Source organism: Streptomyces sp. CNB091, assembly GCF_000377965.1.
In genome coordinates, this window is sequence record NZ_KB898996.1 from 60,731 (window position 1) to 83,038 (window position 22,308).

Here is a 22,308-nt window from a genome sequence, read left to right on the forward strand (position 1 = left end):
GGACGGCCCGGCACGGCCGACGGCGGCGAACGGGCCGAGGAAGCCGCGACGGCGGGCAGAGGACTGCGATGACTGACGACTGCGGACGGGGCTGTGATGACTGACAACGGTGGACGGGGCTGTGATGAGTGACAACGCTGGATGGGGCGGCGAGATGACGGACAACGGTGCCACCGAGCGACCTGCCCGCGATATCGCGGACATCTACGAACTCTCACCGATCCAGCAGGGCCTGCTCTACGAGCAACTGGCCCAGCCGGGACTCGGCGTCTACGTGGAACAGCTGCAACTGGAGTTCGCCGGGACGCTGCACCCCGAGAGCTTCGAGCGGGCATGGCAGCTGGTGGTCGACCGGCACCCGATCCTGCGCACCTCCTTCCACTGGCGCAGGAACGGAAAAGTGGTGCAGGTCGTGCACGGCTCCGCCCGGCTGCCGCTGGAGACGCTGGACTGGCGCGATCTCGACGAACCCGCGCAACAGGAGCGGCTGCGGGCGTCGCTGGAGGCCGAGCGGAAGGAAGGGTTCGACCTCGCCGACGCGCCGTTGATGCGCGGCACCCTGATCCGGCGCGGCGCGGAACGGTGGACGTTCTCCTGGCGGTTCTCGCACCTGCTGATGGACGGCTGGTCGTTCACGCTGGCCATTCAGGACTTCCTCGGCCACTACCGGGCGCTGTGCCGGGGCGGGCGGCCGACCGTCTCCCCGGGGCGGCCGTACCGCGACTACCTCTCCTGGTGGCGCGACCGGGACCCCGAGGCGGCGCGGGAGTTCTGGCGCAAGGAGCTGGCCGGCCACCAGCCGGTGGAGGACGTGCACCTGGGCGGAACCGAGGTGCCCGCCGGGGAGCCGGTCCACGCCCACGTCGAACGGATCCTGGGCGACCTGGCGCCGCGGCTCACCGCCCTGGCCCGCGCGGAACAGCTGACACTCGCCACGCTCGCCCAGGGAGCCTGGTTCGTCGTCCTGGGCCGCTTCCTCGGCGTCACGGACCTCACCTGTGGCATCACCATGGCGCACCGGCCCCCCGACCTGGTCGGCTCGCAGGACATCCTCGGACCGATGATCGCCACCCTGCCGCTCCGCAGGACGCTGGACCCCACGGCCCGTCTGCGGTCCTGGCTACGGGAGTTCGGCCGAAACGTCGTCGAGGTGAGCGGGCACAGTGCCGTGCCCCTGTCCGAGATGCCGGACCTGCTCGGCCGGGACCCCGCGATCCCGGTCCTGCAGAGCAGCGTCTCGTACGAGAACGTACCGATGCCGGACTTCGACCTGGCCGACGTCGGCGCGCGGATGACCGAACTGGTCTACGACGGCAGGCCCCATTTCCCGATCACCATGGTGATCATGCCCGGCGACGTCATGCCGCTGCGGATCGTCCACGACCGCCGGAAGGTGTCCGACGCGGTGGCGGAGCGTTTCGCCGACGACGTCGTCGCGGTGCTGACCCAGCTGACCGAGCGTCCCGACGTCACGCTGGGGGAGCTGGCCCTTCCCAGCGCTCCGGAGCCCGCGACCACCCCCCTCACGGAACCGGAGGACGGCACCCTGCACGAGACGTTCCGGCGCCACGCCCGGCTGCGCCCGGACGCGGTCGCCGTACGCCACGGGAGCCGTACGCTCACCTACCGGGAGCTGGACGCGTACTCCGACCGGGTCGCCGCCGCCCTGCGCGAGCGGTGCCCGGACGTGCGCCGCGTGGGCCTGTGGCTGACCCGCTCCACCGAACTGGTGGCCGCCATGATCGGTGTGCTCAAGGCGGGCGCCGCCTACGTCCCCCTGGACCCGGAGTACCCGGCGGACCGGCTGGCCGAGGTCCTGGCCGACTCGGCCGCGGAACTGGTCCTCACCGACGGCGCGACGGACCACGCGCTCACCGTGGCCGAGGCCCGGGTGGTCACCCTCGCCGCAGTGGACCGGCAGGCGGCCGGCAGCGCCCCGCCGACAGCCGCACACCCCGACGCACCGGCCTACCTCCTCCACACCTCGGGATCGACCGGACGGCCCAAGGGCGTACCGATCACCCACCGCAACGTGCAGAGCCTGCTGGCCGCCGGCCGCGAGGTCTTCGGCTTCACGGCCGAGGACGTGTGGACCTTCGCCCACTCCTTCGCCTTCGACTACTCGGTGTGGGAGATCTGGGGGGCCCTGGGCAACGGCGCCACGCTGGTCGTGGTGGACCGCGAGACCGGACGCGACCCGCGCGCCCTGGCCCGGCTGATCGCCGAGGAGCGGGTGACGGTGCTCAGCGAGACGCCCTCGCTCTTCGAGCACCTGGTGCCCGAGCTGGCCGGGGACACCGCGCTGCGCAGGGTCTTCCTCGGCGGCGACCGCTTGGAACCCGCGATCCTGCGGCCCTGGTTCGCCCGGTTCGGCGACCGGGACATCGAGCTGTACAACCTCTACGGGGTCACCGAGGCCACCGTGGTCTCCACCTATCACCTGGTGCGCGAGGAGGAGGCGGACGCCGGCCTGCCGATCCCGATCGGCCGCGCGCTGCCCAACCAGCGGGTGTACCTGCTCGACGCCTACGACCGCCCGGTACCGGTGGGCGCCACCGGCCAGTTGTGCGTGGCCGGGCCCGCGGTCGCCTCCGGATACCACGACCGGGACCGGCTCACCGCGGAGCGCTTCGGCGTGGACGCAGCGACGGCCCTGCCCTCGACCGGCCCCCTGTACCGCACCGGCGACCTCGCCACCGCCACCTCCGAGGGCGAGTTCCGCTTCCTCGGCCGCGCCGACGCACAGGTCAAGGTGCGCGGCTTCCGGGTCGAACCGGGCGAGATCGAAGCCGCGCTGCGCGGGGTGCCGGGAGTCGGATCGGCAACGGTGTCCGTGTTCGGCTCCGGTGCGGCACAGCGCCTCGTGGCGTACGCCGTGCCCGAGCGCCCGGACGAGGCCCTCGCCGCCGGGCCCCTGCTCACCGACGTGGTACGGGAGGCGCTGCGCGCCCGACTGCCCGAGCACATGGTCCCGGCCGCCGTGTACTGGATCGACCGGATTCCCACCACCCCCGGCGGCAAGGTGGACGCCGCCGCCCTCCCCGTACCGGACACCGGGGGGCGCGACCGGCACACCGCCCCGGGGACCGACGCCGAGCGGCTGGTCGCCGGGCTGCTCTCCGAACTGCTCCAGGTCCCCGACGTGGGCGCGGACGACGAGCTGGGCGACCTGGGCCTGCACTCGCTCGGAGCGATGCGGCTGGTCGCCCGGCTGCGCGGTGAGTACGCGCTCGACCTGGCGGTGAGCGAACTGCTGGCCGCCCGTACGGTGGCGGAGCTGGCGAGCACGGTGGACGCCGCCCGCAGGGCCGTGCCCGGGGAGGAGCGGTGAAAGCGACACCCGTGCCGCACGCCACGGACCACCCCGACAGCCCGGAGAACCAGCGGTGGCGGGAGAAGGTCCGGCGGTTCGCCGAGGAGGAGATCGCCCCGCTCTCCGCCACGATGGACAGGAAGGCGGCCCTGGACGCCACCCTGCGCGAGCGCCTCTTCGCCGAAGGCCTGATGGCGGTGGAGATCCCGCGCGGCTACGGCGGCGCGGGCGGCACCCTCTGCCGCCTGATCCTCACCATCGAGGAGGTGGCGCGAGTGGACCCGGGAGTCGCCGTCGGGATCCACGTGCACAACGTCCTCGTCGCGGGAACGCTGCTGCGCCACGCCACGGGCGACCAACGCAGGCAGTATCTGCCGCAGTTGGCCACCGGAAGGATCGGGGCCTTCGCCCTGTCCGAGGAGCGGGCGGGCAGCGACGCGTTCGCCCTGAGCGCGGTCGCCCGTAAGGAGGGCACGGGCTATCTGCTGAGCGGACGCAAGCGGTGGACCAGCAACGCGCGCAACGCCGATCTGCTGCTCGTCTTCGCCCTGGTCGACGGCAGCGGCCCCACGGCGTTCCTGGTCCCCGCCGACGCACCAGGGGTGTCCCTGGACGCCCGGGTCGAGCAGCTGGGGGTGCGGGCGGCGGCCACCTCGGACGTGATCCTCGACCGGGTCCCGGTCCGTGCCGCCCAGCGCGTCGGCCCGCCCGGCGGCGGCCAGACGGTGGCGATGGCCGGCCTGGACCTCGGGCGGCTCGGCATCGCCGCACAGATGGTCGGGCTCGCCCAGGGAGCCCTGGACGTGGCGGTCGGCTACAGCCTGTCGCGCGAGCAGTTCGGCAGCCGGATCGCCGACTACCAGGGCGTTCAGTTCCCGCTGGCCGACGTGGCCAGCAGGCTGGCGGCGGCCCGGGCCCTGCTGTACCACGCGGCCGACCACCAGGGGCGGGGCGCCGACCCGGTGGAGACGATGCGGCTGTCGGCCATGGCGAAGTACGTCGCGTCCGAGGTGGCAGAAAAGACGGCCTCGGTTGCCCTGGAGACCCTGGGCGGAAACGGGTACACCGACGCGTACCCCGTCGAACGTCTCTACCGGGACGCCAAGGCGGGCAAGATCTACGAGGGCACCTCCAACGTGCTGCTCCGCACCATCGCCTCGATCATGATCGGGGTGAGCGCGGGTGACTGAACCGCTGCGCCTGTTGTGCTTCCCCTACGCGGGCGGCAACGCCCGGACGTACATCCGATGGCAACGGCACCTGGGACCGGACATCGAGGTCTGCCCCATGCAACTGCCCGGTCACGGCGAGCGGATCGGCGAGACTCCCCGCCACCGGTGGGAAGACCTGCTGGCGGATCTCCGGACCCGTCTCCCCGGCCTGGCGGACCGTCCGATCGCCTTGTTCGGACACAGCCTCGGCGCCCTGCTCGCGTTCGAGTGCGCCCGCGTCCTCGTGGCCGAGCACGGCGTCCAACCGGTCCGGCTGCTGGTGTCGGGCCACCGGGCTCCCCACCTTCCCCTGCGTGAGAAGGCGTTGCGCCACCTGCCGGACCCGGAGTTCCTGGCGAGGCTCGGCGAACGCTCCCGCACGCTGCGCGCGCTGACCGACCCCGAGTTCCGCAAGCTCCTTCTGCCGGTGCTGCGGGCCGACTTCACCGCTTCCGAGACCTACGCGTATGCGGAGGGACAACGGCTGACCTGCCCGGTGACCGCGCTGGGCGGCGACCGGGACGAGGACGCGAGCCTTCCGGAGATCGCCGACTGGCGCCGCCACACCACGGGCCCGTTCGACCTGGCCGTCCTTGAGGGCGACCACTTCTTCATCGACGACGCGTGGCGGGAAACGGTGGCCACGGTCGGCGACCGGCTGCGCCCGCACGCCGGGGGTACGCGGGGGTGAGGCCCGGAGGCGTCCGACTCGGTCATCGCCGGGCCGACGATAGGGCGCCCGTCTCGGCAGTAGGACACAGCCATGCCGGGCCCGGCGGCCCTCTTGCAGGACCGCGAAAAGGATGAGGGGGGTTGGCCGGGCGGCCTCCTGACTGTGCGAATGTGGCAAGGTGTCGGGGGTTTCGTGTGCCGGATCTTGGTCGGCACGGAGCGCACCTCTGACCGTCGGGCCCGGGACAAAGGACTTCTGGGGCGCGGAGGTGGTTCCCTGGCTCACGGGGGACGACGACGCTCCACTGCAGGGCTCCTACATCGGCGCCCGTGGTGTCGGGAAGTGGTCGTTCGAGGACAACCCGGCCGGCACACCCGATTACCCATCGATGGCCGTTTACCTGGAGAGCGTTTACCGCACGCTGAACGTCGGGCCTGCGAACCGGATGGGCTCCGATGTGCCCGGCGTCGTGTGGGGCTGCCTGATTTGGGGCCGTCCTGAGGGGTCCTGGCTGACGGATGCCGCCGGGCACTGGAGCCCGGTTCACTGACCAAGGCGGTCCCCGCCCGGATTGATGAATGCCGGATCGGTGAACCCGAACTTGTTCACCGACCCGGAACCGGCCTTGAGCGACATCGACGACCGGCCGCAGTTCTCCGCGAACGTCGGGGCGTCGTAGCGGGTGTCATCGAGCAGGTGTTCACTGCCGTCGTCGTCGGTCTGGGCCGCAACGGTCTGGATCCACTCGCCGCCACTGTTCGCACCAGCGGGGTTCATCCCCCCGTTCACCTTGGGCGTGCCGGGGGATGGGTAAGGGGAAGAAAACGGGAACTGGTCGCAGGAGAGCGCTTCAGGGGCGCCTTCGGTGATCTCCGGGTGCAGGGCCGTCCAGGGGTGGCGATCACTCTCGGTTACTATGCTCACTTCATGCCGGAGGTCGGCAGTAAGGAGCGGGGCGCCATCGACGGTCTGCTGGAGAAGGGCGGAGTATCGGCTCGCCAGCCGAAACTCCCCAGATTCTCCCCCAGCGCCGTCGACCGGCGATTCCCGCCTCTACGCCCCACAGTGACCCTCCGTTGTTTGTAAGGCTGAAGAGATGGGTGGCCTGGGAAAGTGTTGCAAGAAGTCGTAGCGACCCGCTATGTCACACCCCTGCGGGAGGGTGGATCACTCCCAGGGATCGTCGAGGCCGACGACCTGGGCACGTACGTCATGAAGTTCACCGGGGCGGGACAGGGCCGCAAGACGCTCGTCGCGGAGATCATCTGCGGGGAACTGGGCCGTCGGCTGGGGCTGCGGGTGCCGGAGCTGGTGACCATCGAGCTCGACCCCGTCATCGGACTCGCCGAGCCCGACGAGGAGGTTCAGGAGCTGCTCCGCGCGAGCGGCGGACTGAACCTCGGGATGGACTACCTGCCGGGCTCGTTCGGGTTCGATCCGCTCGCCTACGAGGTCGGGGCCGCCGAGGCCGGCCGGATCGTCTGGTTCGACGCGCTGATCAACAACGTCGACCGCTCCTGGCGCAACCCGAACCTGCTCGTCTGGCACGGTGACCTCTGGCTCATCGACCACGGCGCGACCATGATCTGGCACCACAACTGGCCCGGCGCCCAGGCCTCCGCCGGCAAGCCGTACAACGCCTCGGACCATGTCCTGGCGCCCTTCGGGCCGGACATCGCGGCCGCGGCCGCCGAACTCGCCCCGCTGGTCACCGAGGAACTGCTCACCGAGGTGGCCGCCGACGTGCCGGACGTCTGGCTGGCCGACGAGCCCGGCTTCGCCTCCGCCGACGAGGTGCGCCGGGCCTACATCGCGCCGCTGCTGGCGCGGGCCGCCGATGTCCACGAGCGGATCACCCTGGACGCGCCGGCCTCGACCCGGCCCTCCCAGGCCCCGGGCTGGCTCACCGAGCGGTTGCCGCCCCGGCCGAAGCGGGCCGCCGACGACCGCGCCGCGGCGTCCGCCCGTACCGGCGAGGAGGGTGGCCGATGACGCGCCGCGACGTCTTCGAGTATGCGCTCCTGCGCGTCGTGCCCCGCGTCGAGCGGGGGGAGTGCATCAACGCCGGGGTGCTCGTCTACTGCCGGGCGCACTCGTTCGTCGCCGCCCGTACGCACCTCGACGAGGCGAAGCTGAAGGCTCTGGACCCCGGCGCGGACGTCATCGGGGTGCGGGCCGCCCTGCGCGCCGTCGAGGGAGTCTGCGGCGGCGGTGAGGGGGCCGGTCAGGCGGCGGGCGACGACGCCGGGCGACGGTTCCGCTGGCTGATCGCCCCGCGCTCCACGGTCGTCCAGCCCGGCGCCGTGCACAGCGGCCTGACCACCGACCCGGCCGGTGAGGTGGAGCGGCTGCTCGACCTCCTCGTGCGCTGATCCACGCCCCGGCGGGACCGTGACGGCACAGCGGCGGGCGCTTCCGCCCGGTGTGACGTGCGGCCCGCCGGGGCGTGCGCCGTTGACACCGGGTGCCAGGGCTTCTAGCGTCTCGTCTGCTGAAGGTACTAAGCGGTTGCTCAGCGGTCGGTGGCCTTTCTGTCAGGGAAACGCCCCGACCCCCGCTGAGCCCCGATCCAAGGGCGAGGAGAACCAAGCATGTCCACCACCGAGCAGCGCGTCGCCATCGTGACGGGAGCGGCGCGGGGCATCGGCGCCGCCACCGCCGTACGTCTCGCGGCCGAGGGCCGTTCCGTCGCCGTACTCGACCTCGACGAGGCGGCCTGCAAGGACACGGTCGAGAAGATCACCGCCGCCGGGGGCGCCGCGCTCGCCGTCGGCTGCGACGTGTCGGACGCCGGTCAGGTGGAAGCCGCCGTCGCGCGGGTCGCCGCCGAGCTGGGCGCGCCGACGATCCTCGTGAACAACGCGGGCGTGCTCCGCGACAACCTGCTGTTCAAGATGAGCGAGTCCGACTGGGACCTCGTGATGAACGTGCACCTCAAGGGTGCGTTCCTGATGGCGAAGGCCGTCCAGGCCCACATGGTCGAGGCCAAGTTCGGCCGGATCGTCTCGCTCTCCTCCTCCTCGGCCCTCGGCAACCGGGGCCAGGCCAACTACTCCGCCGTCAAGGCGGGGCTCCAGGGCCTCACCAAGACGCTCGCCAAGGAGCTCGGCAAGTTCGGCGTCACCGCCAACGCCGTCGCGCCCGGCTTCATCGTCACGGAGATGACCGCGCAGACGGCCGCCCGCGTCGGCATGGGCTTCGAGGAGTTCCAGGCGGCGGCCGCCACCCAGATCCCGGTCCAGCGCGTCGGCCGTCCCGAGGACGTCGCGAACGCCATCGCCTTCTTCGCCGGCGACGACGCGGGCTTCGTCTCCGGCCAGGTCATGTACGTGGCCGGCGGACCCCTCAACTGATCCGGAACCGACCCGAAGGGCAGCGGACAACATGACGGTGCAGGACAGCGGAAAAGTCGCCCTCATCACGGGCGCGAGCCGGGGTATCGGCTACGGGATCGCCGAGGCGCTCGTCGCCCGCGGCGACCGGGTGGCCATCACCGGGCGGGGCGAGGACGCCCTGAGGGAGGCCGTCGAGCGGCTCGGCTCCGACCGTGCGATCGGCATCGCGGGCAAGGCGCACGACGAGGCGCACCAGGCCGTCGCGGTCGAGCGCACGATGGAGGCCTTCGGCCGGGTCGACTACCTGGTGAACAACGCCGGGACGAATCCGGTCTTCGGCCCCATGGCGGAGCTCGACCTGAACGTCGCCCGCAAGGTCTACGAGACCAATGTGATCTCGGCGCTGGGCTTCGCCCAGCAGACCTGGAAGGCCTGGCAGAAGGAGAACGGCGGGGCGATCGTGAACATCGCCTCGGTCGCCGGGGTCTCCGCCTCGCCGTTCATCGGCGCGTACGGCATGAGCAAGGCGGCGATGGTCAACCTGACCCTCCAGCTCGCCCACGAGTTCGCCCCGGTCGTCCGGGTCAACGCCATCGCCCCGGCCGTGGTCAAGACCAGGTTCGCCGAGGCCCTCTACGAGGGGCGCGAAGCGGAGGCGGCCGCCGCCTACCCGCTGGGCCGGCTCGGCGTGCCCGGGGACATCGGGGGCGCGGCGGCCTTCCTGACCTCCGCCCAGTCCGACTGGATCACCGGCCAGACCCTCGTGGTCGACGGGGGAATTTTCCTCAACGCCGGCGTGGGCTGAGAGCGGCCTGGGCCGGTTTGGCCCTGATTGGGTCAAGTGCCCCGCCGGGCCAGCGGATTGACCCGGTGGGGCGCTGCGGTATGGTCTGCCGACCCATGGCTGATCGAGGAGCGTGCGCGTGTTCTACCGGGCCAGTCTGCAGGCTGCTGCAGCCCTAGCTTCCCTTTCTCTGCTGACCGGCTGCGGTCTCCTTTCCGACAGTGGATCGGAAGCCGACCAGAAGATAACCGTCGGGACGACCAGCTCCCCGTCCACACTGGATCCCGCGGCAGCCTGGGACGGGTCCTGGGAGCTGATGCGGAACGTCTACCAGACCCTGGTGAGCTTCCCCTCCGGCAGCACGATCCCGGAGCCGGACGCGGCGGACTCCTGCAAGTTCACCGACGCCACGAGCATGGCGTACCGGTGCACGCTCAGGAAGAACCTCACGTTCTCCAACGGCGAGAAGCTCGACGCCGAGGCCGTGAAGTACTCGATCGACCGCATCGTGGACATCCACTTCAAGGGCGGCCCGGCCGGGATGCTCGACTCCCTGGACCGGATCGAGACCAAGGGCGACGACACGGTCATCTTCCACCTGAACAAGTCCGACGCCACGTTCCCGTTCATCCTGGCCACGCCCGCCATGTCGCTCGTCGCCCCCGGCGACTACCGCAAGGACAAGATCCGCGACGACGGCAAGGTCACCGGTTCCGGCCCCTACCTCCTGGAGTCCTACAAGGGCCGGGCCACCGCCGAGCTGAAGAAGAACCCGGACTACAAGGGCTTCGCCGACCGGAAGAACGACGCGGTCACCATCCGCTACTTCGAGAAGTCCGCCGACATGGTGAGCGCGCTCAAGGCGGACGAGATCGACGCCACCTACCGGGGCCTGACCGCCGAGGAGGTCGTCAGCCTGGAGGACAACAAGGACGACAACGCCGGCCTCCAGATCGTCGAGAGCACCGGCTCGGACATCCGCTTCCTGGTCTTCAACCCGAAGGACCCGGCCGCCGCGAACCCCGCCGTCCGCAAGGCCATCGCCCACGTGGTGGACCGCGACGCCCTGGTCGCCAAGGTCTACCGGGGAACCGCCGAGCCGCTCTACTCCATGGTCCCCAAGGGCATCGCCGGACACACCACGAGCTTCTTCGACACCTTCGGCGACCCGGACGTCAAGAGGGCGAAGAACATCCTCACCGAGGCCGGTATCACCGAGCCCGTGAAGATGAAGTTCTGGTACACCACCGACCGGTACGGCTCGTCCACGGAGCCCGAGTTCGAGGAGCTCAAGCGGCAGCTGGAGGCCTCCGGGCTGTTCGAGATCACGCTGCAGGGCGAGCCCTGGACGGCCTTCCAGGAAGGCTTCAACAAGGGCGAGTACCCGGTCTTCGGCCGCGGCTGGTACCCGGACTTCCCGGACCCCGACAACTTCATCGCGCCCTTCGTGGGCAAGGAGAGCGTCACCGGCACCCCGTACATCAACAAGGAGATCACCCAGCAGCTGATCCCCGCCTCGCGGCAGGAGAGCGACCGGGGCGCGGTCAGCAAGCAGTTCGAGCGGGCCCAGGAGATCCTCGTCGAGGACGTCCGGCTGCTGCCGCTGTGGCAGGCCAAGCTGTACGTCGCCTCGGGCGAGGACATCGGCGGCACCGAGCGCGCACTCGACCCGCAGACCGTGATGCAGATGTGGGAGCTGTACCGCAAGGCCAGCTGGTAGCCGCTGTACGGAGGGGCTTCCGGGACCCGTTGTCAGTGGCGCCCGGTAGGTTCTGGGATCAAGAACCTGTTGCTCACCGGAGGTTGTGGACGTGACCGATATCGACCTGCTGCCCGAGTCCTGGCGCGCCGTCCTCGGCGAAGAACTTGAGAAGCCGTACGTCAAGGAACTGGCGGACTTCGTCGAGGAGGAGCGGGCCAGGGGCCCGGTGTATCCGCCGCGCGAGCAGGTCTTCGCCGCACTGGACGCCACTCCGTACGAGAAGGTGAAGGTCCTCGTCCTCGGCCAGGACCCGTATCACGGCGAGGGGCAGGGACACGGGCTCTGCTTCTCCGTGCGCCCCGGTGTCAGGACTCCGCCGTCGCTGCGCAACATCTACAAGGAGATGCAGCAGGAGCTCGGCCTGCCGATCCCGGACAACGGCTATCTGATGCCCTGGGCCGAGCAGGGCGTCCTCCTGCTGAACGCCGTGCTCACCGTCCGGGGCGGCGAGGCCAACTCCCACAAGAACAAGGGCTGGGAGAAGATCACCGACGCGGTGATCCGCGCCGTCGCCGACCGGCCCGACCCGGCGGTCTTCGTGCTCTGGGGCAACTACGCGCAGAAGAAGCTGCCCCTGATCGACGAGGAGCGCCACATAGTGGTGAAGGGCGCGCACCCCTCGCCGCTCTCCGCCAAGAAGTTCTTCGGCTCCCGCCCCTTCACGCAGATCAACGAGGCCGTGGCCGCCCAGGGTCACCAGCCGATCGACTGGCGGATCCCCGACGTCGGCTGACGGGCCCCGGCCTACAGACCTCGGCTGACAGGCCCCGACGCCCGTGTCTGACCGGTTATGCGGAAGCCCGGCGTTAGCGTCGGACCGACGGCAACCGGCTGGACCGGCGACGGAGGAGACCGCAGTGGTGGAGCAGCAGGAGGCGTCCGACGACGCCGTCATGACCAGGATCGGCCAGGCGATCATGCTGCTCCACGGAGGTGACCGGGAGGAGGCCCGCAACCGCTTCGGCGCGCTCTGGTCGGAGCTCGGAGCGGACGGCGACGCCCTGCACCGCTGCACCCTCGCGCACTACATGGCCGACACCCAGGACGACCCCGGCGACGAGCTGGCCTGGGATCTGCGGGCCCTGACGGCCGCCGAGGGGCTGAGGACCGCCGAGGGGCCGGGCGACCAGCCGGGCGGCGGGGACGAGCCGGACGGCGGCGAGGGGCGTGGCGGGGCCCGGCCGACGGAACACCGGGACACCCCGGCCGTCCGGGCGTTCTACCCCTCGCTGCACCTCAACCTCGCGGCGGACTACCTCAAACTCCAGCGCCCCGACTCGGCCCGCATCCACCTCCAGCGGGCCCGCGCCGCGGCCGAGTCGCTCGCGGACGACGGGTACGGCGGCGGGATCCGCGCCGCCATCCACCGCCTGGAGCTCCGCATGCGGGAGCAGTGACCCCGGGCGCCCGCGCTGAGGCGGAGCGTCAGCGGCCGTACGTCTCCGAGCAGCTGCGGGACTCCGGACTGCCCGCGGGCCAGCCGCCGTACCCCCGGCCGAGCGCGCAGACGTCCGCCCCGACGCCGGGGACGCGCGGCAGGGCGGGCACGGTGACGGACGGGACGCCCGGGATCCGGCGCGGCGTCCGGGACTCCGGCGGCTCCGGGCGCTCCCGAGGGCGGGAGGCCCCCGCCGGTGCGGTGCGCCGGGCCCGCGGCGGGGAGCCGGCGGCCGGCGGCGCGGGGGAGGACGGCGGGGCCGCCGAGGGGCTCGGATCCGGCACCGCCTCCAACGCCTCACGGGCGGGCGGCTGCACGATCTGCGGGGCCACGTCCTGGACCGGCCCGGTGGCGCCGGGAGACGGCGGGGGGACGGCCCGGGGCTCCACGGAGACGCAGCCGGAGACGGCCGTGACCGTCAGCCCGACCAGGAGTTTCGCGGCGATTCTGGTTCTCTGCACGGGACAACTCTGCGGTTCCCCGGGCCACCCGGGGGCCCGGTGCACGGGGAATGGCCCGCACGAGTGACCCGGTCAGCACGGTGCCCGGACCGCGCTCGCCGGGGACGCGGCCGTCAGTCGCCGGTGGCGCCGTCCACGCGCTCGCGCACCAGGTCGGCGTGGCCGTTGTGCCGTGCGTACTCCTCGATCATGTGCGTGTAGATCCAGCGCAGGCTGAAAGGCTTGCCCGCCGAGCCGACGCCCTTGGAGAAGTCGTCCAGGTCATACGCGGCGGCGTTCTCACGGGCCGCCGCGACCTCCGCCCGCCAGGCGGCATCCGCCTCGGCCCAGGTGTCCGACTCCGTCACATGCCACTCACCGTCGGGGTCCTCCTCGGTGCAGAAGAGGTCCGGCAACTCCTCGCCGGCCAGCACCGCACGGAACCAGCCGCGCTCCACCTCGGCCATGTGCCGCAGGAGCCCGAGCAACGTGAAGGCGGACGGCGGCACCGAGGCCTCGCGCACCTGGGCGTCGGTCAGCCCCGCGCACTTCATGGCCATGGTCGCGCGGTGGTAGTCGAGCCAGCCCTCCAGCATGGGGCGTTCGGCGGCGTCGAGAGCGGGTTCGGAGCGTTCCGGAAAAGTCATGGGGGCCATAGTGACTCATGATCATGGCCCTGGCCAGGGAATTCGCGAGCGAACCGGAAGGAGGGCGAAGGGCGGCGGCGACGTATGCTGCCGGGGCGCGAACTGCCGCGCACCGCGGCGCGACACGGCGACAGGAGACCTCGTGAAGATCGGTTGCATCGGGCTCGGCGACATCGCGCGGAAGGCGTACCTGCCGGTGCTCAGCGCCGTACCGGGGGTCGAACTGCATTTGCAGACCCGCACCCCCGCCACGCTCCACGCGGTCGGCGACACCCACCGCGTTCCGGCCGGCGGACGCCACACGACCCTCGACTCCCTCCTCGCCGCCGGGTTGGACGCGGCGTTCGTGCACGCCCCGACCGCCGTGCACCCGCAGATCGTGGAACGGCTCCTCGAAGCCGGTGTCGCCACCTATGTCGACAAGCCGATCGCCTATGAGTACGCCGACTCCGAGCGGCTGGTGAACCTCGCCGAGGAACGCGGCGTCAGCCTCGCCGTCGGTTTCAACCGCCGCCTCGCCCCGGGCTACGCGCAGTGCGCGGAGCACCCGCGCGAGCTGATCCTCATGCAGAAGAACCGGGTCGGACTGCCCGAGGACCCCCGGACGATGGTCCTCGACGACTTCATCCACGTCGTCGACACCCTGCGCTTCCTGGTCCCGGGCACCGTCGACCACACCACCGTGCGGGCCCGGATCGTGGACGGGCTGATGCACCACGTGGTGCTCCAGCTGTCCGGCGACGGATTCACCGCGATCGGCATGATGAACCGGCTGAACGGGTCCACCGAGGAGATCCTCGAAGTCTCCGGCCAGGACTCCAAGCGACAGGTCCTCAACCTCGCGGACATCGTCGACCACAAGGGGCAGCCCAGCGTGCGGCGGCGCGGCGACTGGGTCCCCGTGGCCCGGCAGCGCGGCATCGAAGCCTGCGTGCACGCCTTCCTCGACGCCGTGCGCCGGGGCGAAACGCTCAGTGCCCGGGACGCCCTGGCGACCCATGAGCTGTGCGAGCGGGTGGTCCGGGAGGCCCTGGAGCAGGCCTCCTGAGCGCCCGCAGCCCCTCGACGGCGCACAGCACGGCCAGCGCCGCCAGCGCCCCGTACACCGGCCAGTCGCCGAGCCGGACGTAGAGCGTGCTCCCGCGCGCCAGCGGCAGGTCGAACACCTCCGCCGCGCTCGCGTCCGTACCGAGCGGGCTGCCCACCCGCTCCCCCCGGGGCCCATACGCCGCACTGATCCCGGTGAGCGTCGCATGGACCATCGGGCGGCCGTTTTCGGCGGCCCGCAGCGCCCCCAGCGAGGCGTGCTGGGCCGGGGCCCAACTGTCCTGGAACGTCGAGGTGGCGGACTGGGCGACGATCACCTGCGCCCCGTCGCGCACCAGCCCGCGGCTCATGTCGGGGAACGCCGACTCGAAGCAGACCAGGGGGCCGATCCGCAGCCCCCGCGCCCCGTCCGGCAGGGTCATCACCACCTGGCGGTCGCCGCGCAGCCGGTCCTCGCCCGCCGCCTTGCCCACGGAGGTCGCCCACCCCAGCAGGGAGCGGGCCGGAACGTACTCGCCGAAGGGGACCAGGCGCATCTTGTCGTAGCGGTCCCCGGTCGGCCCGTCCGGGCCCACGAGCACCGCCGACTTGAAGATTCCCGACCGCCCCGAGCCGTCCGTCTGCCGGGCGTCCACATTGACCAGCAGATCCGCGCCGACCAGGCGGGACAGCCCGGCCAGCCGCCGCGCGGTCTCCGGGCGCTCCCAGGCGCCCGCCCCGATGCTGCTCTCGCCCCACACGACCAGGTCGACGTTCCGGCCCCGCAGCGAACGGGTCAGCTCCTCGCCCCGGTCGAAGCGGCGCGCGACGCTTCCCGGCCCCTCCACGACGCCCGGCTGCACGACGGCGATCCTGACCGTGCCCGTGCCCGTGCCCGTGCCCGTGCCCGTGTTCGTGGGCCGCGGCGCCCAGGCCCACATCGCCGCGACGGACAGGGCGCACACCACCAGCAGGACGCCGGCGGCCGTACGGGCCGCGCGGTCGGCGACCAGCAGGGCCGCGCCGGTGCTCACCGCGAGCACCAGCAGACTCACGAGCCACACCCCGCCCACCGAGGCGACCCGCAGGGCGGGGGCGACCTCCCACTGGCTCGCACCGAGGAGCCCCCAGGGCCCGCCGAGCCCCTCCCAGGACCGGACCAGCTCGATCATCAGCCACCCGGAGGGCACGACGACCACGGCGGCGACCGCACGCGACGCGGAAGGGGACCCGCCGAGCAGCCGGGACACCAGCAGCCCCCAGGGCGCCCAGAGCAGCCCCAGCAGGGCTGCCAGCAGCACGATGAAGACGTGGAGGCTCGGGATCAGCCAGTGGTGCACCGCGATGACGAAGCCGATGCCGCCGATCCAGCCGTCCAGCGCGGCCCTGCGGGGTGAGGGCGCGGTGCGGATCAGCAGCAACCAGGGGACCAGCGCCCCGTAGGCGAACCACCAGAGTCCGGGCGCGGGAAAGGCGAGCGCGGGCAGTGCCCCGGCGAGCAGCGCCGCCGCGCCCCGGACCCAGGGGGACGAGAGCGCCCCCGCACCGGTGGAGCCCCGGCCGCCGGCCGCCGGATCGTCACCGGAGGCGCCGCCTGCGCCGGTACCGCCTTCGGCAGCCGCGCCCGCACCGGGCGTGCTCTCGCCGGCCGCGCCGGCCGCGTCCCGGCCGGCCGGGAGACGCCCGCCCCGGATTCGCATGCCGTGCCCTCCTCGGTCGTGCGCGGGCGGGAGGTCGCCATCACCGCGTCAACCCCTGGATACCCAGTGTGGGGGAGGTGATCCCCGCCGGACACAGGACGCGGGCCGAGCGGGGCACGGCGGACGGGCCGGGCGCCCTCCGGGCGGCGGCGACGGCAGTGCGACGGCGAGGCCTACGCGCCCGGCGCCCGGCGCCACTTCTCATGGACGGTGACCGTCCGGATCAGCCAGCCCGGTTCGGCGCGGCGCAGCTCGAAGGTGTAGCGGCCGCCGGTCACGAAGTCGGGCGTGGCGACCCCGGACTGCCCGGAATCCGCCCGGCCCGGCGCGCCCGCCTCCGGCCCGCCCGACGTCTTCGGGGCCAGGCACATCGGATTGAGGTAGTCGGCCCGCACCTCGGCCCGGTCGCCCGTGTAGCCGCCCAGGTCCTCCAGGTCGATCCGGCGGTTGACGATCAGGTGCTGACGTACGGGGAAGAGGCGCATCGTCTCCTCCAGCCACCGGGCGATCTCGTCGGCCGGGCCCTCCACGCCCCCGGCGCTCCGGTAGTCGGCGCGGCCGTCCGGGGCGAACAGGGCGCCGTAGTCCGACCAGGCCCCGTCGTCGACGGCCACCGCGTACCCGGTGATCACCGCATCGATGGCAAGCCGGTCCAGCACGGTCGCGAGTGCCACACGCTGTGTCATCGGGCAAGTCTCGGTCACGCCGCCCGCCAGGCCAAGTGGCCCGCGCCGACGGGCCGGGTCCGGCGACCCGTCGGGACTCTCGAGACACGCCCTGAGGGAACGGCTCGGCCGCGCAGGGGAACCGGCTCAGCAGGGCACGACGGCGACCGGTCCCAGCGCGTGCGTGACCGCCGTCTGCGCCACCGGGGACAGCCCGAGACCGAGCGACTCGCCGCCCTTGCGACGGCCGACCACCGTCAGAGCCGCCGTCGCCGACGCGGTCACCAGGGTGCGCGAGGCCGAACCGTTGACCGGCTCCCGGACGATCTCCACCTGCGGGTACTTCTCGTGCCACCCCGAGGTCAGCTCGGCCAGGGTCCGCGCGGCCGAGCCGGCCGCCTCCTGCCGGTCCAGGACGGGGCCGCCCGCGAGCATCGAGGAGAACATCGTCCACCCGTGCACGATCCGCAGCCGGGCGCCCGGCCGGGAAGCCGCGGTGGCGAAGGCGAACTCCAGGACGGCCTCGCTGCTCTCGTCGGCCGCCACCCCCGCCACGATGTCGGTGAAGGCCCCCGCGTCCCCGGGGCGGCTCTCGTCCCCCTCCGGGCGGTCCTCCTGCACGACCACGACGGGACAGCTCGCCATCGAAGCCGTGGCGAGGCTGTTGGAACCGACCATCAGCGAGCGGAAGCCGCCGAGCCCGCGCGAGCCGACCACGATCATCGACGCGTCCCGGCCGAGCGAGACCAGGGCCGCCGACGGGAAGTCCAGCGGGGCCAGCGTCGAGGGCCGCAGCTCCGGAGCGATGAGCGCGCTCCGGCGCACGGACTCGGCCAGGAGGGCCTCCGCCTCGCGCCGTCCGGTCTCCTCGTCGACCTCCCGGGTGAGCGGGCGGACGTGGACGATCAGCAGGGGCAGCCCCCGCCGCACGGCTTCGTGGGTGGCCCAGTCGAGCGCCTGCCGACTGTGCGTGGAGCCGTCGACTGCGGCGATCACGGGAAGATCGTTGGTGGTCATGCCTCCGAGCGTACGTCGCCGGGCGGACGGCTCTCACCCGTGGTGGCGGACAGCGCGCACGCCCGGCGGCGGACGGCCTCTCAGTCGTGGTTGTGAGTGGAGGTGGCGTCTTTCGGGGGCGTGCTGCGCCCGCCGTCGCTGCCGCTTGCCACGACGGCGACGAGAGCCGCCAGGACCGCCACCACGGCGAGCCGGCCACCCACGCGCAGGGCCCACCCGGTGCGGGCCCCGGCGGTCGCTCCCGGCCGGCCGGGCAGCTTCTCGGAGCGGCGGGCGGGCCGCATCAGACGCAGGAGCAGCAGCGCGGCGATCGGGAGCTGGAGCAGCCAGACACTCGTGCGGAACCAGCCGTCGTACCAGACGTTGGTCCCGTACAGCAGGGTGTGCCAGACGCTGAGGACGTAGACGACGATCACGCAGCGGTGCAGTACCCGCCAGGTCTTCTGGCCGATGCGGTGGCGTACGTAGAAGATCAGGCCGAGGGGGATCGCGAGGTAGAGGGCCGCCTGGCCGATGGGGATGGCGATCCTGCCGGTCCCCGAGTCGTAGCCGCCGGGGACGAGGGTCTCGACGAAGGCGGTGGCGACCGCGGAGTTCCAGGACGCGGTGTCGTGCCGGACCAGTTCGGCCCCGAACAGCAGGGCGTGGGCCGCTATCAGGGCGATGGTGTTGAGACTCGTGGTGCGGTGCAGACGTTCCAGCCGGGGGCCCGACAGCGGCAGGCGGCCCGGTCGCGGCCCGGACAGCATCAGCCCGAGGATGACGGTCCCCCAGGCCCAGAGCAGGGCGGACCAGCCGAACGCCTGGCTGAGGAAGTACATCCAGAAGCCGCCCGCGTCGGCCATGAACGGCATCACGGTGACCGTGGACGAGGTCTTGTCGCGGATGCGTATGTAGAGCAGGACGAAGATCGCCGCGGTGATGAGGAGCGCCACCAGACCGTCGGGCCACGAGGCCCGCAGGTCGGAGCGGAGCGTCGGCCGTCTCGGCTCTCCCGGCCGTCGGGCGGCGGGGACCCGGCCGTCCTCCGGTGCGGCGCTTCCGGTCGCCGCGGCCGCGGTTCCAGGACGGTCCTCGGTGGCCGGCGCGGTGCTTCCGGGCGTCTCGGCGGCCGCTGCCGGTTCAGGGGTGGGGAGCGGGTTCGTCATGCGGCCTCTTCGGGGCGGGGGCATCGGGTGGCGGGGGCGGATGCGGCGGCCCCGGGCCACGAGGCGTACGCAGACGCGTTGTTGGAGCAGTCGGACGCTCGAAGGGGAAAGTTCCCGCTCTTCGTGTGTGATATGGATCACGTGCGGTTGCTGGTGGGGCAAACGCGGCGAACTCCCGTTGTTTCGGCATCTGGTGCTCTTCTCTCCGGGGTGGGTGCGACTGGCACGATGGCCGCTATGGGAGCCGGAACCGCACTCCGACTCGGACGCACCGCGCTGTTCGCGGTGGTGTGCGTCGCCGTGTCCGGACTCGGCCACGCGCTGATGTCCGGCGCGCCCCTGCCCCTGCCCGTCCAGGCCGCCGCGCTGCTGCCGGTGAGCGGGGCGGGGTGGTGGCTCGCCGCGCGGGAGCGGAGCGCTCCGGTGACCGTGACGGCGCATGTCCTGGGCCAGTTGGGGCTGCACGCCCTCTTCGCCTGCGCCGGATCCTGGCTGCCGTCCGGCCTCGGCGCGCACCACTCGGGCGGCGGGCGCCGTGCGTCGGACGCGATGAACCACTCCGCTCACGAGGTCCCGATCGGCGGCCCGTCGGACCTGATGGGGCTTCTGGCCGCCTTCGACGGGGCGGTGTTCACCCTCGGCATGGCCGCCGCCCACGTGGTGGCCGGGGTGATCTGCGGCTGGTGGCTGTGGCGCGGCGAGGTGGCCCTCGCCCGGCTGGGCCGCTGTCTGGTGCTGTTCGTCCGGGCACCGCTGCGGACGGCCTGGCGTCTGTGGTCCGCGACGCCCCCCGCGCCCGCGCCGCCCGTCCGACGACGCGTCCGCCGCCGGCCCCGCCGCCCGCGGGACCCTCTCACCCTGCACGCCATCTCCCGGCGCGGGCCGCCGCACTCCCTCCCCTTCCTCTGACCTCCATCCGCCCTCCGGCCGCTGAGCGCCGGAGGAGGTACGGGTGTGCGCCGCGCACACCCGTGACAGGCATGCCGGTTCACCGGGCCGCCCCCGACGGGGTCCGGGACCGGTCGTCGGAGCCGGGCGACCGCTGCCGCGGCTCCGCAAGGACGCGAAGGACTGCTGTGACACTTCCTGCTCCCGCGCTACCGGCCACCGTGCTACCGGCCCCCGCACCACCGGCCGTCGCAAGGCCCGCTGCCGCCGCGCCGCCTCCCGCCTCCCGGCCGCCGGTCATCCGGGTGTCCGCCACCCGCCCGCCCCGCCCCCGGCCCCCGGCCGCCCGGCAGAACGACGGGCAGATCACCGACTGGGCGCTCGCGGCGGGCGGCGGGGACCGGGAGGCCGCCGACCGCTTCGTCCGGGCGACCTACGAGGACGTCCGCAGATTCGTCGCCTATCTCAGCTCCGACGTCCCCGGGGCCGACGACCTGGCTCAGGAGACCTACCTCCGGGCGATGAGCGGACTGGCCCGGTTCGGGGGGCGTTCCTGCGCCCGGACCTGGCTGATGTCGATCGCGCGACGCGTCGTCATCGACCGGCACCGCGCCGCCGCCGTACGCCCCCGGACCGCCGACACCGCGGACTGGCAGACCGCCGCGGAGCGCGCCCAGCCCCGTCATCCCGCCGGATTCGAGGAGTCCGTCGCGGTGCTGGACGCCCTGCGCCGACTGGACCCGGCACGCCGTCAGGCCTTCGTCCTCACCCAACTGCTGGGCGCGTCCTACGAGGAGGCGGCCGCCGCCGCCGGCTGCCCGATCGGCACGGTGCGCTCCCGCGTGGCCCGGGCACGCCGCGAACTCGCCGGGCAGTGGCGCGGGGCGCCGGCCTCGGAGCCCCGGCGCCCGCTCCCCGCAACGGCCTGACCGTCCCAGCACCGGGCCTCCGCGACACGCTTCATCCGGCGCCCGCCCGCGATCCCTCGGGGTCCCGGGCGGTGCGCCGCCGGCGGAGCAGGAACACCGGCAGCAACAGGCACTGGAGGCAGACCGCCACCCAGAACCCCCGCGCCGAGCCCGCCGACTCCGCCGCCCCGTACAACTGCCCGCCCACCACCCCGCTGGCGAACGCGCCGATGCCCGCCGCCAGCCGCTGACGCCCGAACACGCTCGCCGGAGCCGCCGACGAACGGGCCAGCGCCTCCAGGTCGTTCTTGAGGAAGAGCACGATCTCCCCGAGACACAGCAGCGCCCCGCCCACCGCGATCCCCGCGTGCCCGCCGGCCCCGATCGCCGCCATGCCCGCCGCCATCGTGCCGAACCCCCACCGCAGGGCGGCCGGGTAGCCCAGTGCGGCGACCCGTTCCGCCAGCAACGGCTGGCCGACGACGAGGAGGGCCGCGTACCCCGTCAGGACGGCCCCGTAGAAGGCCGCCGACGTCCGGGGGACCGCGTACAGCGCCAGGTAGTGCTGGAAGAACATGAACGCGTACACGCTCAGCACGGTCACCACGAACGGCGAAGGGCCGGGGCGCGGTGCACCGGGCTCCGGGGCCCGGCCGGCGGCGGGCGCCGCGGAGGACCCGCCGGGCGACCCGTCGGAGGGCCGGTCGGCCGCGCCCTCCGGCAGCAGCGCGTGCCCGGCCCCCACGAGTGCGAACAGCACGGTGACGCAGGAGAACAGCGCCCCGGGGGAGCCCATGACGAGCGGCGCGGCGGCCGGAGGGCCCAGTGCCATCCCCGCGTTGAACGCCGAACCGCTCGCCGACAGCAGCCGGGGGCGCTGCGCCTTCGACGCCCCCTCCACCAGATACGCCTTGTTCGCCGGGAGGTACAGCGCCGCGCCCGCCGACACCAGCAGCAGCGCCCCGACCGCCAGGACCGGACTCGTCAGCCCGGGGACGAACGCGGCGAACCCCGCCGTACGCAGCCCCAGCGCCAGCAGCATGGCGCGTCGCAGTCCGATCCGCCCGGTCACCGGCCCCGCGACCACGCCGCCGGCGAACTGGATCAGCGAGGCGACGGCCAGCACGATGCCGACCGTGCCGAGCCCGAGGCCGAGCCGCTGGTGCAGCAGCACCGACATGTAGGGCAGGACGGCGAAGCTGCCCAGCGTGATCAGGAACGAGCCCCCCAGCAGGAACCGCTGCGGGCCGGTGAGCGGAAGGCGCCCCCTCCGCCCGGGGGCGTCCCGGCCCAGCCGCCCCCGGCCGGCGCCGGCCCCCGGGACCCCGTCCGTCCGGCCGGGGCTCACTTTCC

The 22,308-nt window shown here is 72.9% G+C and carries 21 protein-coding genes; 13 read left to right on the top strand and 8 right to left on the bottom strand.

Annotated elements, in window-relative coordinates; genetic code table 11:
* Positions 1-124 precede the first annotated feature (124 nt).
* The 3 genes from D581_RS0113875 to D581_RS0113885 are packed head-to-tail and all read left to right on the top strand — an operon-like array spanning position 125 to position 5,215.
* Positions 125-3,331 carry a non-ribosomal peptide synthetase gene (locus tag D581_RS0113875; RefSeq protein ID WP_486585829.1) on the top strand — a complete coding sequence of 1,069 codons (3,207 nt, stop codon included), beginning with the start codon at positions 125-127 and terminating at the stop codon, positions 3,329-3,331.
* Positions 3,328-4,503, top strand: a complete 1,176-nt coding sequence (locus D581_RS0113880) for an acyl-CoA dehydrogenase family protein (RefSeq protein WP_106434389.1) — start codon at positions 3,328-3,330, stop codon at positions 4,501-4,503. The genes D581_RS0113875 and D581_RS0113880 overlap by 4 nt, the downstream gene beginning before the upstream one ends.
* Positions 4,496-5,215 (top strand): alpha/beta fold hydrolase, encoded by a 720-nt coding sequence (locus tag D581_RS0113885; protein ID WP_026290499.1) that lies wholly within the window; start codon positions 4,496-4,498, stop codon positions 5,213-5,215. The genes D581_RS0113880 and D581_RS0113885 overlap by 8 nt, the downstream gene beginning before the upstream one ends.
* 525 nt (positions 5,216-5,740) lie before the next feature.
* Here D581_RS0113885 and D581_RS1000000141275 read toward each other — a convergent pair.
* The gene (locus D581_RS1000000141275) at positions 5,741-6,121 is read right to left on the bottom strand and encodes a hypothetical protein (RefSeq protein ID WP_158688601.1); all 381 of its coding nucleotides are present in this window, start codon (positions 6,119-6,121) and stop codon (positions 5,741-5,743) included.
* Positions 6,122-6,310: 189 nt separating this feature from the next.
* Between D581_RS1000000141275 and D581_RS0113900 the strand changes: the two genes are divergently transcribed.
* The 7 genes from D581_RS0113900 to D581_RS0113930 all read left to right on the top strand — a co-directional run bounded on the left by D581_RS0113900 (position 6,311) and on the right by D581_RS0113930 (position 12,475).
* A complete protein-coding gene (locus tag D581_RS0113900) occupies positions 6,311-7,189 on the top strand; it encodes a HipA family kinase (RefSeq protein WP_026290500.1) in 879 nt (292 codons plus the stop codon).
* Positions 7,186-7,569: a DUF3037 domain-containing protein gene (locus D581_RS0113905; RefSeq protein ID WP_018957821.1), complete on the top strand. Its 384-nt coding sequence runs from the start codon at positions 7,186-7,188 to the stop codon at positions 7,567-7,569. Before D581_RS0113900 ends, D581_RS0113905 begins: the two co-directional genes overlap by 4 nt.
* A 219-nt stretch (positions 7,570-7,788) precedes the next feature.
* Positions 7,789-8,550 (top strand): 3-oxoacyl-ACP reductase FabG, encoded by a 762-nt coding sequence (gene fabG, locus D581_RS0113910; protein ID WP_018957822.1) that lies wholly within the window; start codon positions 7,789-7,791, stop codon positions 8,548-8,550.
* Between the two features lie 31 nt (positions 8,551-8,581).
* Positions 8,582-9,337 carry an SDR family oxidoreductase gene (locus D581_RS0113915; protein WP_018957823.1) on the top strand — a complete coding sequence of 252 codons (756 nt, stop codon included), beginning with the start codon at positions 8,582-8,584 and terminating at the stop codon, positions 9,335-9,337.
* Positions 9,338-9,455: 118 nt separating this feature from the next.
* Complete coding sequence (locus D581_RS0113920) at positions 9,456-11,036, top strand: ABC transporter substrate-binding protein (RefSeq protein ID WP_026290501.1); 1,581 nt, start codon at positions 9,456-9,458, stop codon at positions 11,034-11,036.
* An 85-nt stretch (positions 11,037-11,121) separates the two neighbouring features.
* Positions 11,122-11,811 carry a uracil-DNA glycosylase gene (locus tag D581_RS0113925; RefSeq protein ID WP_018957825.1) on the top strand — a complete coding sequence of 230 codons (690 nt, stop codon included), beginning with the start codon at positions 11,122-11,124 and terminating at the stop codon, positions 11,809-11,811.
* Positions 11,812-11,935: 124 nt separating this feature from the next.
* Entirely contained in the window at positions 11,936-12,475 is a 540-nt protein-coding gene (locus D581_RS0113930; protein ID WP_018957826.1) for a hypothetical protein, read from the top strand.
* A gap of 28 nt (positions 12,476-12,503) precedes the next feature.
* On the opposite strand, the gene D581_RS0113935 is transcribed toward D581_RS0113930, so the two are convergent.
* Together D581_RS0113935 and D581_RS0113940 are read right to left on the bottom strand one after the other, a co-directional pair.
* On the bottom strand, positions 12,504-12,977 hold the full coding sequence (locus D581_RS0113935) for a hypothetical protein (RefSeq protein ID WP_018957827.1): 474 nt from the start codon (positions 12,975-12,977) through the stop codon (positions 12,504-12,506).
* Between the two features lie 113 nt (positions 12,978-13,090).
* Entirely contained in the window at positions 13,091-13,612 is a 522-nt protein-coding gene (locus tag D581_RS0113940) for a DinB family protein (RefSeq protein WP_018957828.1), read from the bottom strand.
* Positions 13,613-13,745: 133 nt separating this feature from the next.
* Here D581_RS0113940 and D581_RS0113945 point away from each other — a divergent pair, with 133 nt between their 5' ends.
* Positions 13,746-14,651: a Gfo/Idh/MocA family protein gene (locus tag D581_RS0113945; protein WP_018957829.1), complete on the top strand. Its 906-nt coding sequence runs from the start codon at positions 13,746-13,748 to the stop codon at positions 14,649-14,651.
* Here the strand turns inward: D581_RS0113945 and lnt are convergent.
* From lnt to D581_RS0113965, 4 genes are all read right to left on the bottom strand, one after another.
* The gene (gene lnt, locus D581_RS0113950) at positions 14,575-16,329 is read right to left on the bottom strand and encodes an apolipoprotein N-acyltransferase (protein WP_018957830.1); all 1,755 of its coding nucleotides are present in this window, start codon (positions 16,327-16,329) and stop codon (positions 14,575-14,577) included. The genes D581_RS0113945 and lnt overlap by 77 nt on opposite strands.
* 173 nt (positions 16,330-16,502) lie before the next feature.
* Positions 16,503-17,015 carry a nuclear transport factor 2 family protein gene (locus D581_RS0113955; RefSeq protein WP_026290503.1) on the bottom strand — a complete coding sequence of 171 codons (513 nt, stop codon included), beginning with the start codon at positions 17,013-17,015 and terminating at the stop codon, positions 16,503-16,505.
* 126 nt (positions 17,016-17,141) lie between these two features.
* Positions 17,142-18,011, bottom strand: a complete 870-nt coding sequence (locus D581_RS0113960; protein WP_018957832.1) for a universal stress protein — start codon at positions 18,009-18,011, stop codon at positions 17,142-17,144.
* An 80-nt stretch (positions 18,012-18,091) separates the two neighbouring features.
* Positions 18,092-19,159, bottom strand: a complete 1,068-nt coding sequence (locus tag D581_RS0113965) for a ferric reductase-like transmembrane domain-containing protein (RefSeq protein WP_018957833.1) — start codon at positions 19,157-19,159, stop codon at positions 18,092-18,094.
* A gap of 237 nt (positions 19,160-19,396) precedes the next feature.
* On the opposite strand from D581_RS0113965, the gene D581_RS0113970 reads away from it, so the two are divergent.
* Together D581_RS0113970 and D581_RS0113975 are read left to right on the top strand one after the other, a co-directional pair.
* The gene (locus D581_RS0113970; protein ID WP_018957834.1) at positions 19,397-20,068 is read left to right on the top strand and encodes a hypothetical protein; all 672 of its coding nucleotides are present in this window, start codon (positions 19,397-19,399) and stop codon (positions 20,066-20,068) included.
* Between the two features lie 284 nt (positions 20,069-20,352).
* Positions 20,353-20,976, top strand: coding sequence for a sigma-70 family RNA polymerase sigma factor (locus tag D581_RS0113975; RefSeq protein WP_018957835.1), 624 nt, complete (start codon positions 20,353-20,355; stop codon positions 20,974-20,976).
* A 31-nt stretch (positions 20,977-21,007) separates the two neighbouring features.
* Here D581_RS0113975 and D581_RS0113980 read toward each other — a convergent pair whose 3' ends face one another.
* Positions 21,008-22,303, bottom strand: coding sequence for an MFS transporter (locus D581_RS0113980; protein ID WP_018957836.1), 1,296 nt, complete (start codon positions 22,301-22,303; stop codon positions 21,008-21,010).
* Between the last annotated feature and the right edge of the window lie 5 nt (positions 22,304-22,308).

Excerpts from the sequence above, each read along its gene's own strand:
- lnt (WP_018957830.1), bottom strand. The coding sequence starts at position 16,329 with ATGCGAATCCGGGGCGGGCGTCTCCCGGCCGGCCGGGACGCGGCCGGC.
- D581_RS0113940 (WP_018957828.1), bottom strand. The coding sequence starts at position 13,612 with ATGGCCCCCATGACTTTTCCGGAACGCTCCGAACCCGCTCTCGACGCC.
- D581_RS0113915 (WP_018957823.1), top strand. The coding sequence starts at position 8,582 with ATGACGGTGCAGGACAGCGGAAAAGTCGCCCTCATCACGGGCGCGAGC.
- D581_RS0113955 (WP_026290503.1), bottom strand. The coding sequence starts at position 17,015 with ATGACACAGCGTGTGGCACTCGCGACCGTGCTGGACCGGCTTGCCATC.
- D581_RS0113905 (WP_018957821.1), top strand. The coding sequence starts at position 7,186 with ATGACGCGCCGCGACGTCTTCGAGTATGCGCTCCTGCGCGTCGTGCCC.
- D581_RS0113960 (WP_018957832.1), bottom strand. The coding sequence starts at position 18,011 with ATGACCACCAACGATCTTCCCGTGATCGCCGCAGTCGACGGCTCCACG.
- fabG (WP_018957822.1), top strand. The coding sequence starts at position 7,789 with ATGTCCACCACCGAGCAGCGCGTCGCCATCGTGACGGGAGCGGCGCGG.
- D581_RS0113970 (WP_018957834.1), top strand. The coding sequence starts at position 19,397 with ATGGGAGCCGGAACCGCACTCCGACTCGGACGCACCGCGCTGTTCGCG.
- D581_RS0113965 (WP_018957833.1), bottom strand. The coding sequence starts at position 19,159 with ATGACGAACCCGCTCCCCACCCCTGAACCGGCAGCGGCCGCCGAGACG.
- D581_RS0113875 (WP_486585829.1), top strand. The coding sequence starts at position 125 with ATGAGTGACAACGCTGGATGGGGCGGCGAGATGACGGACAACGGTGCC.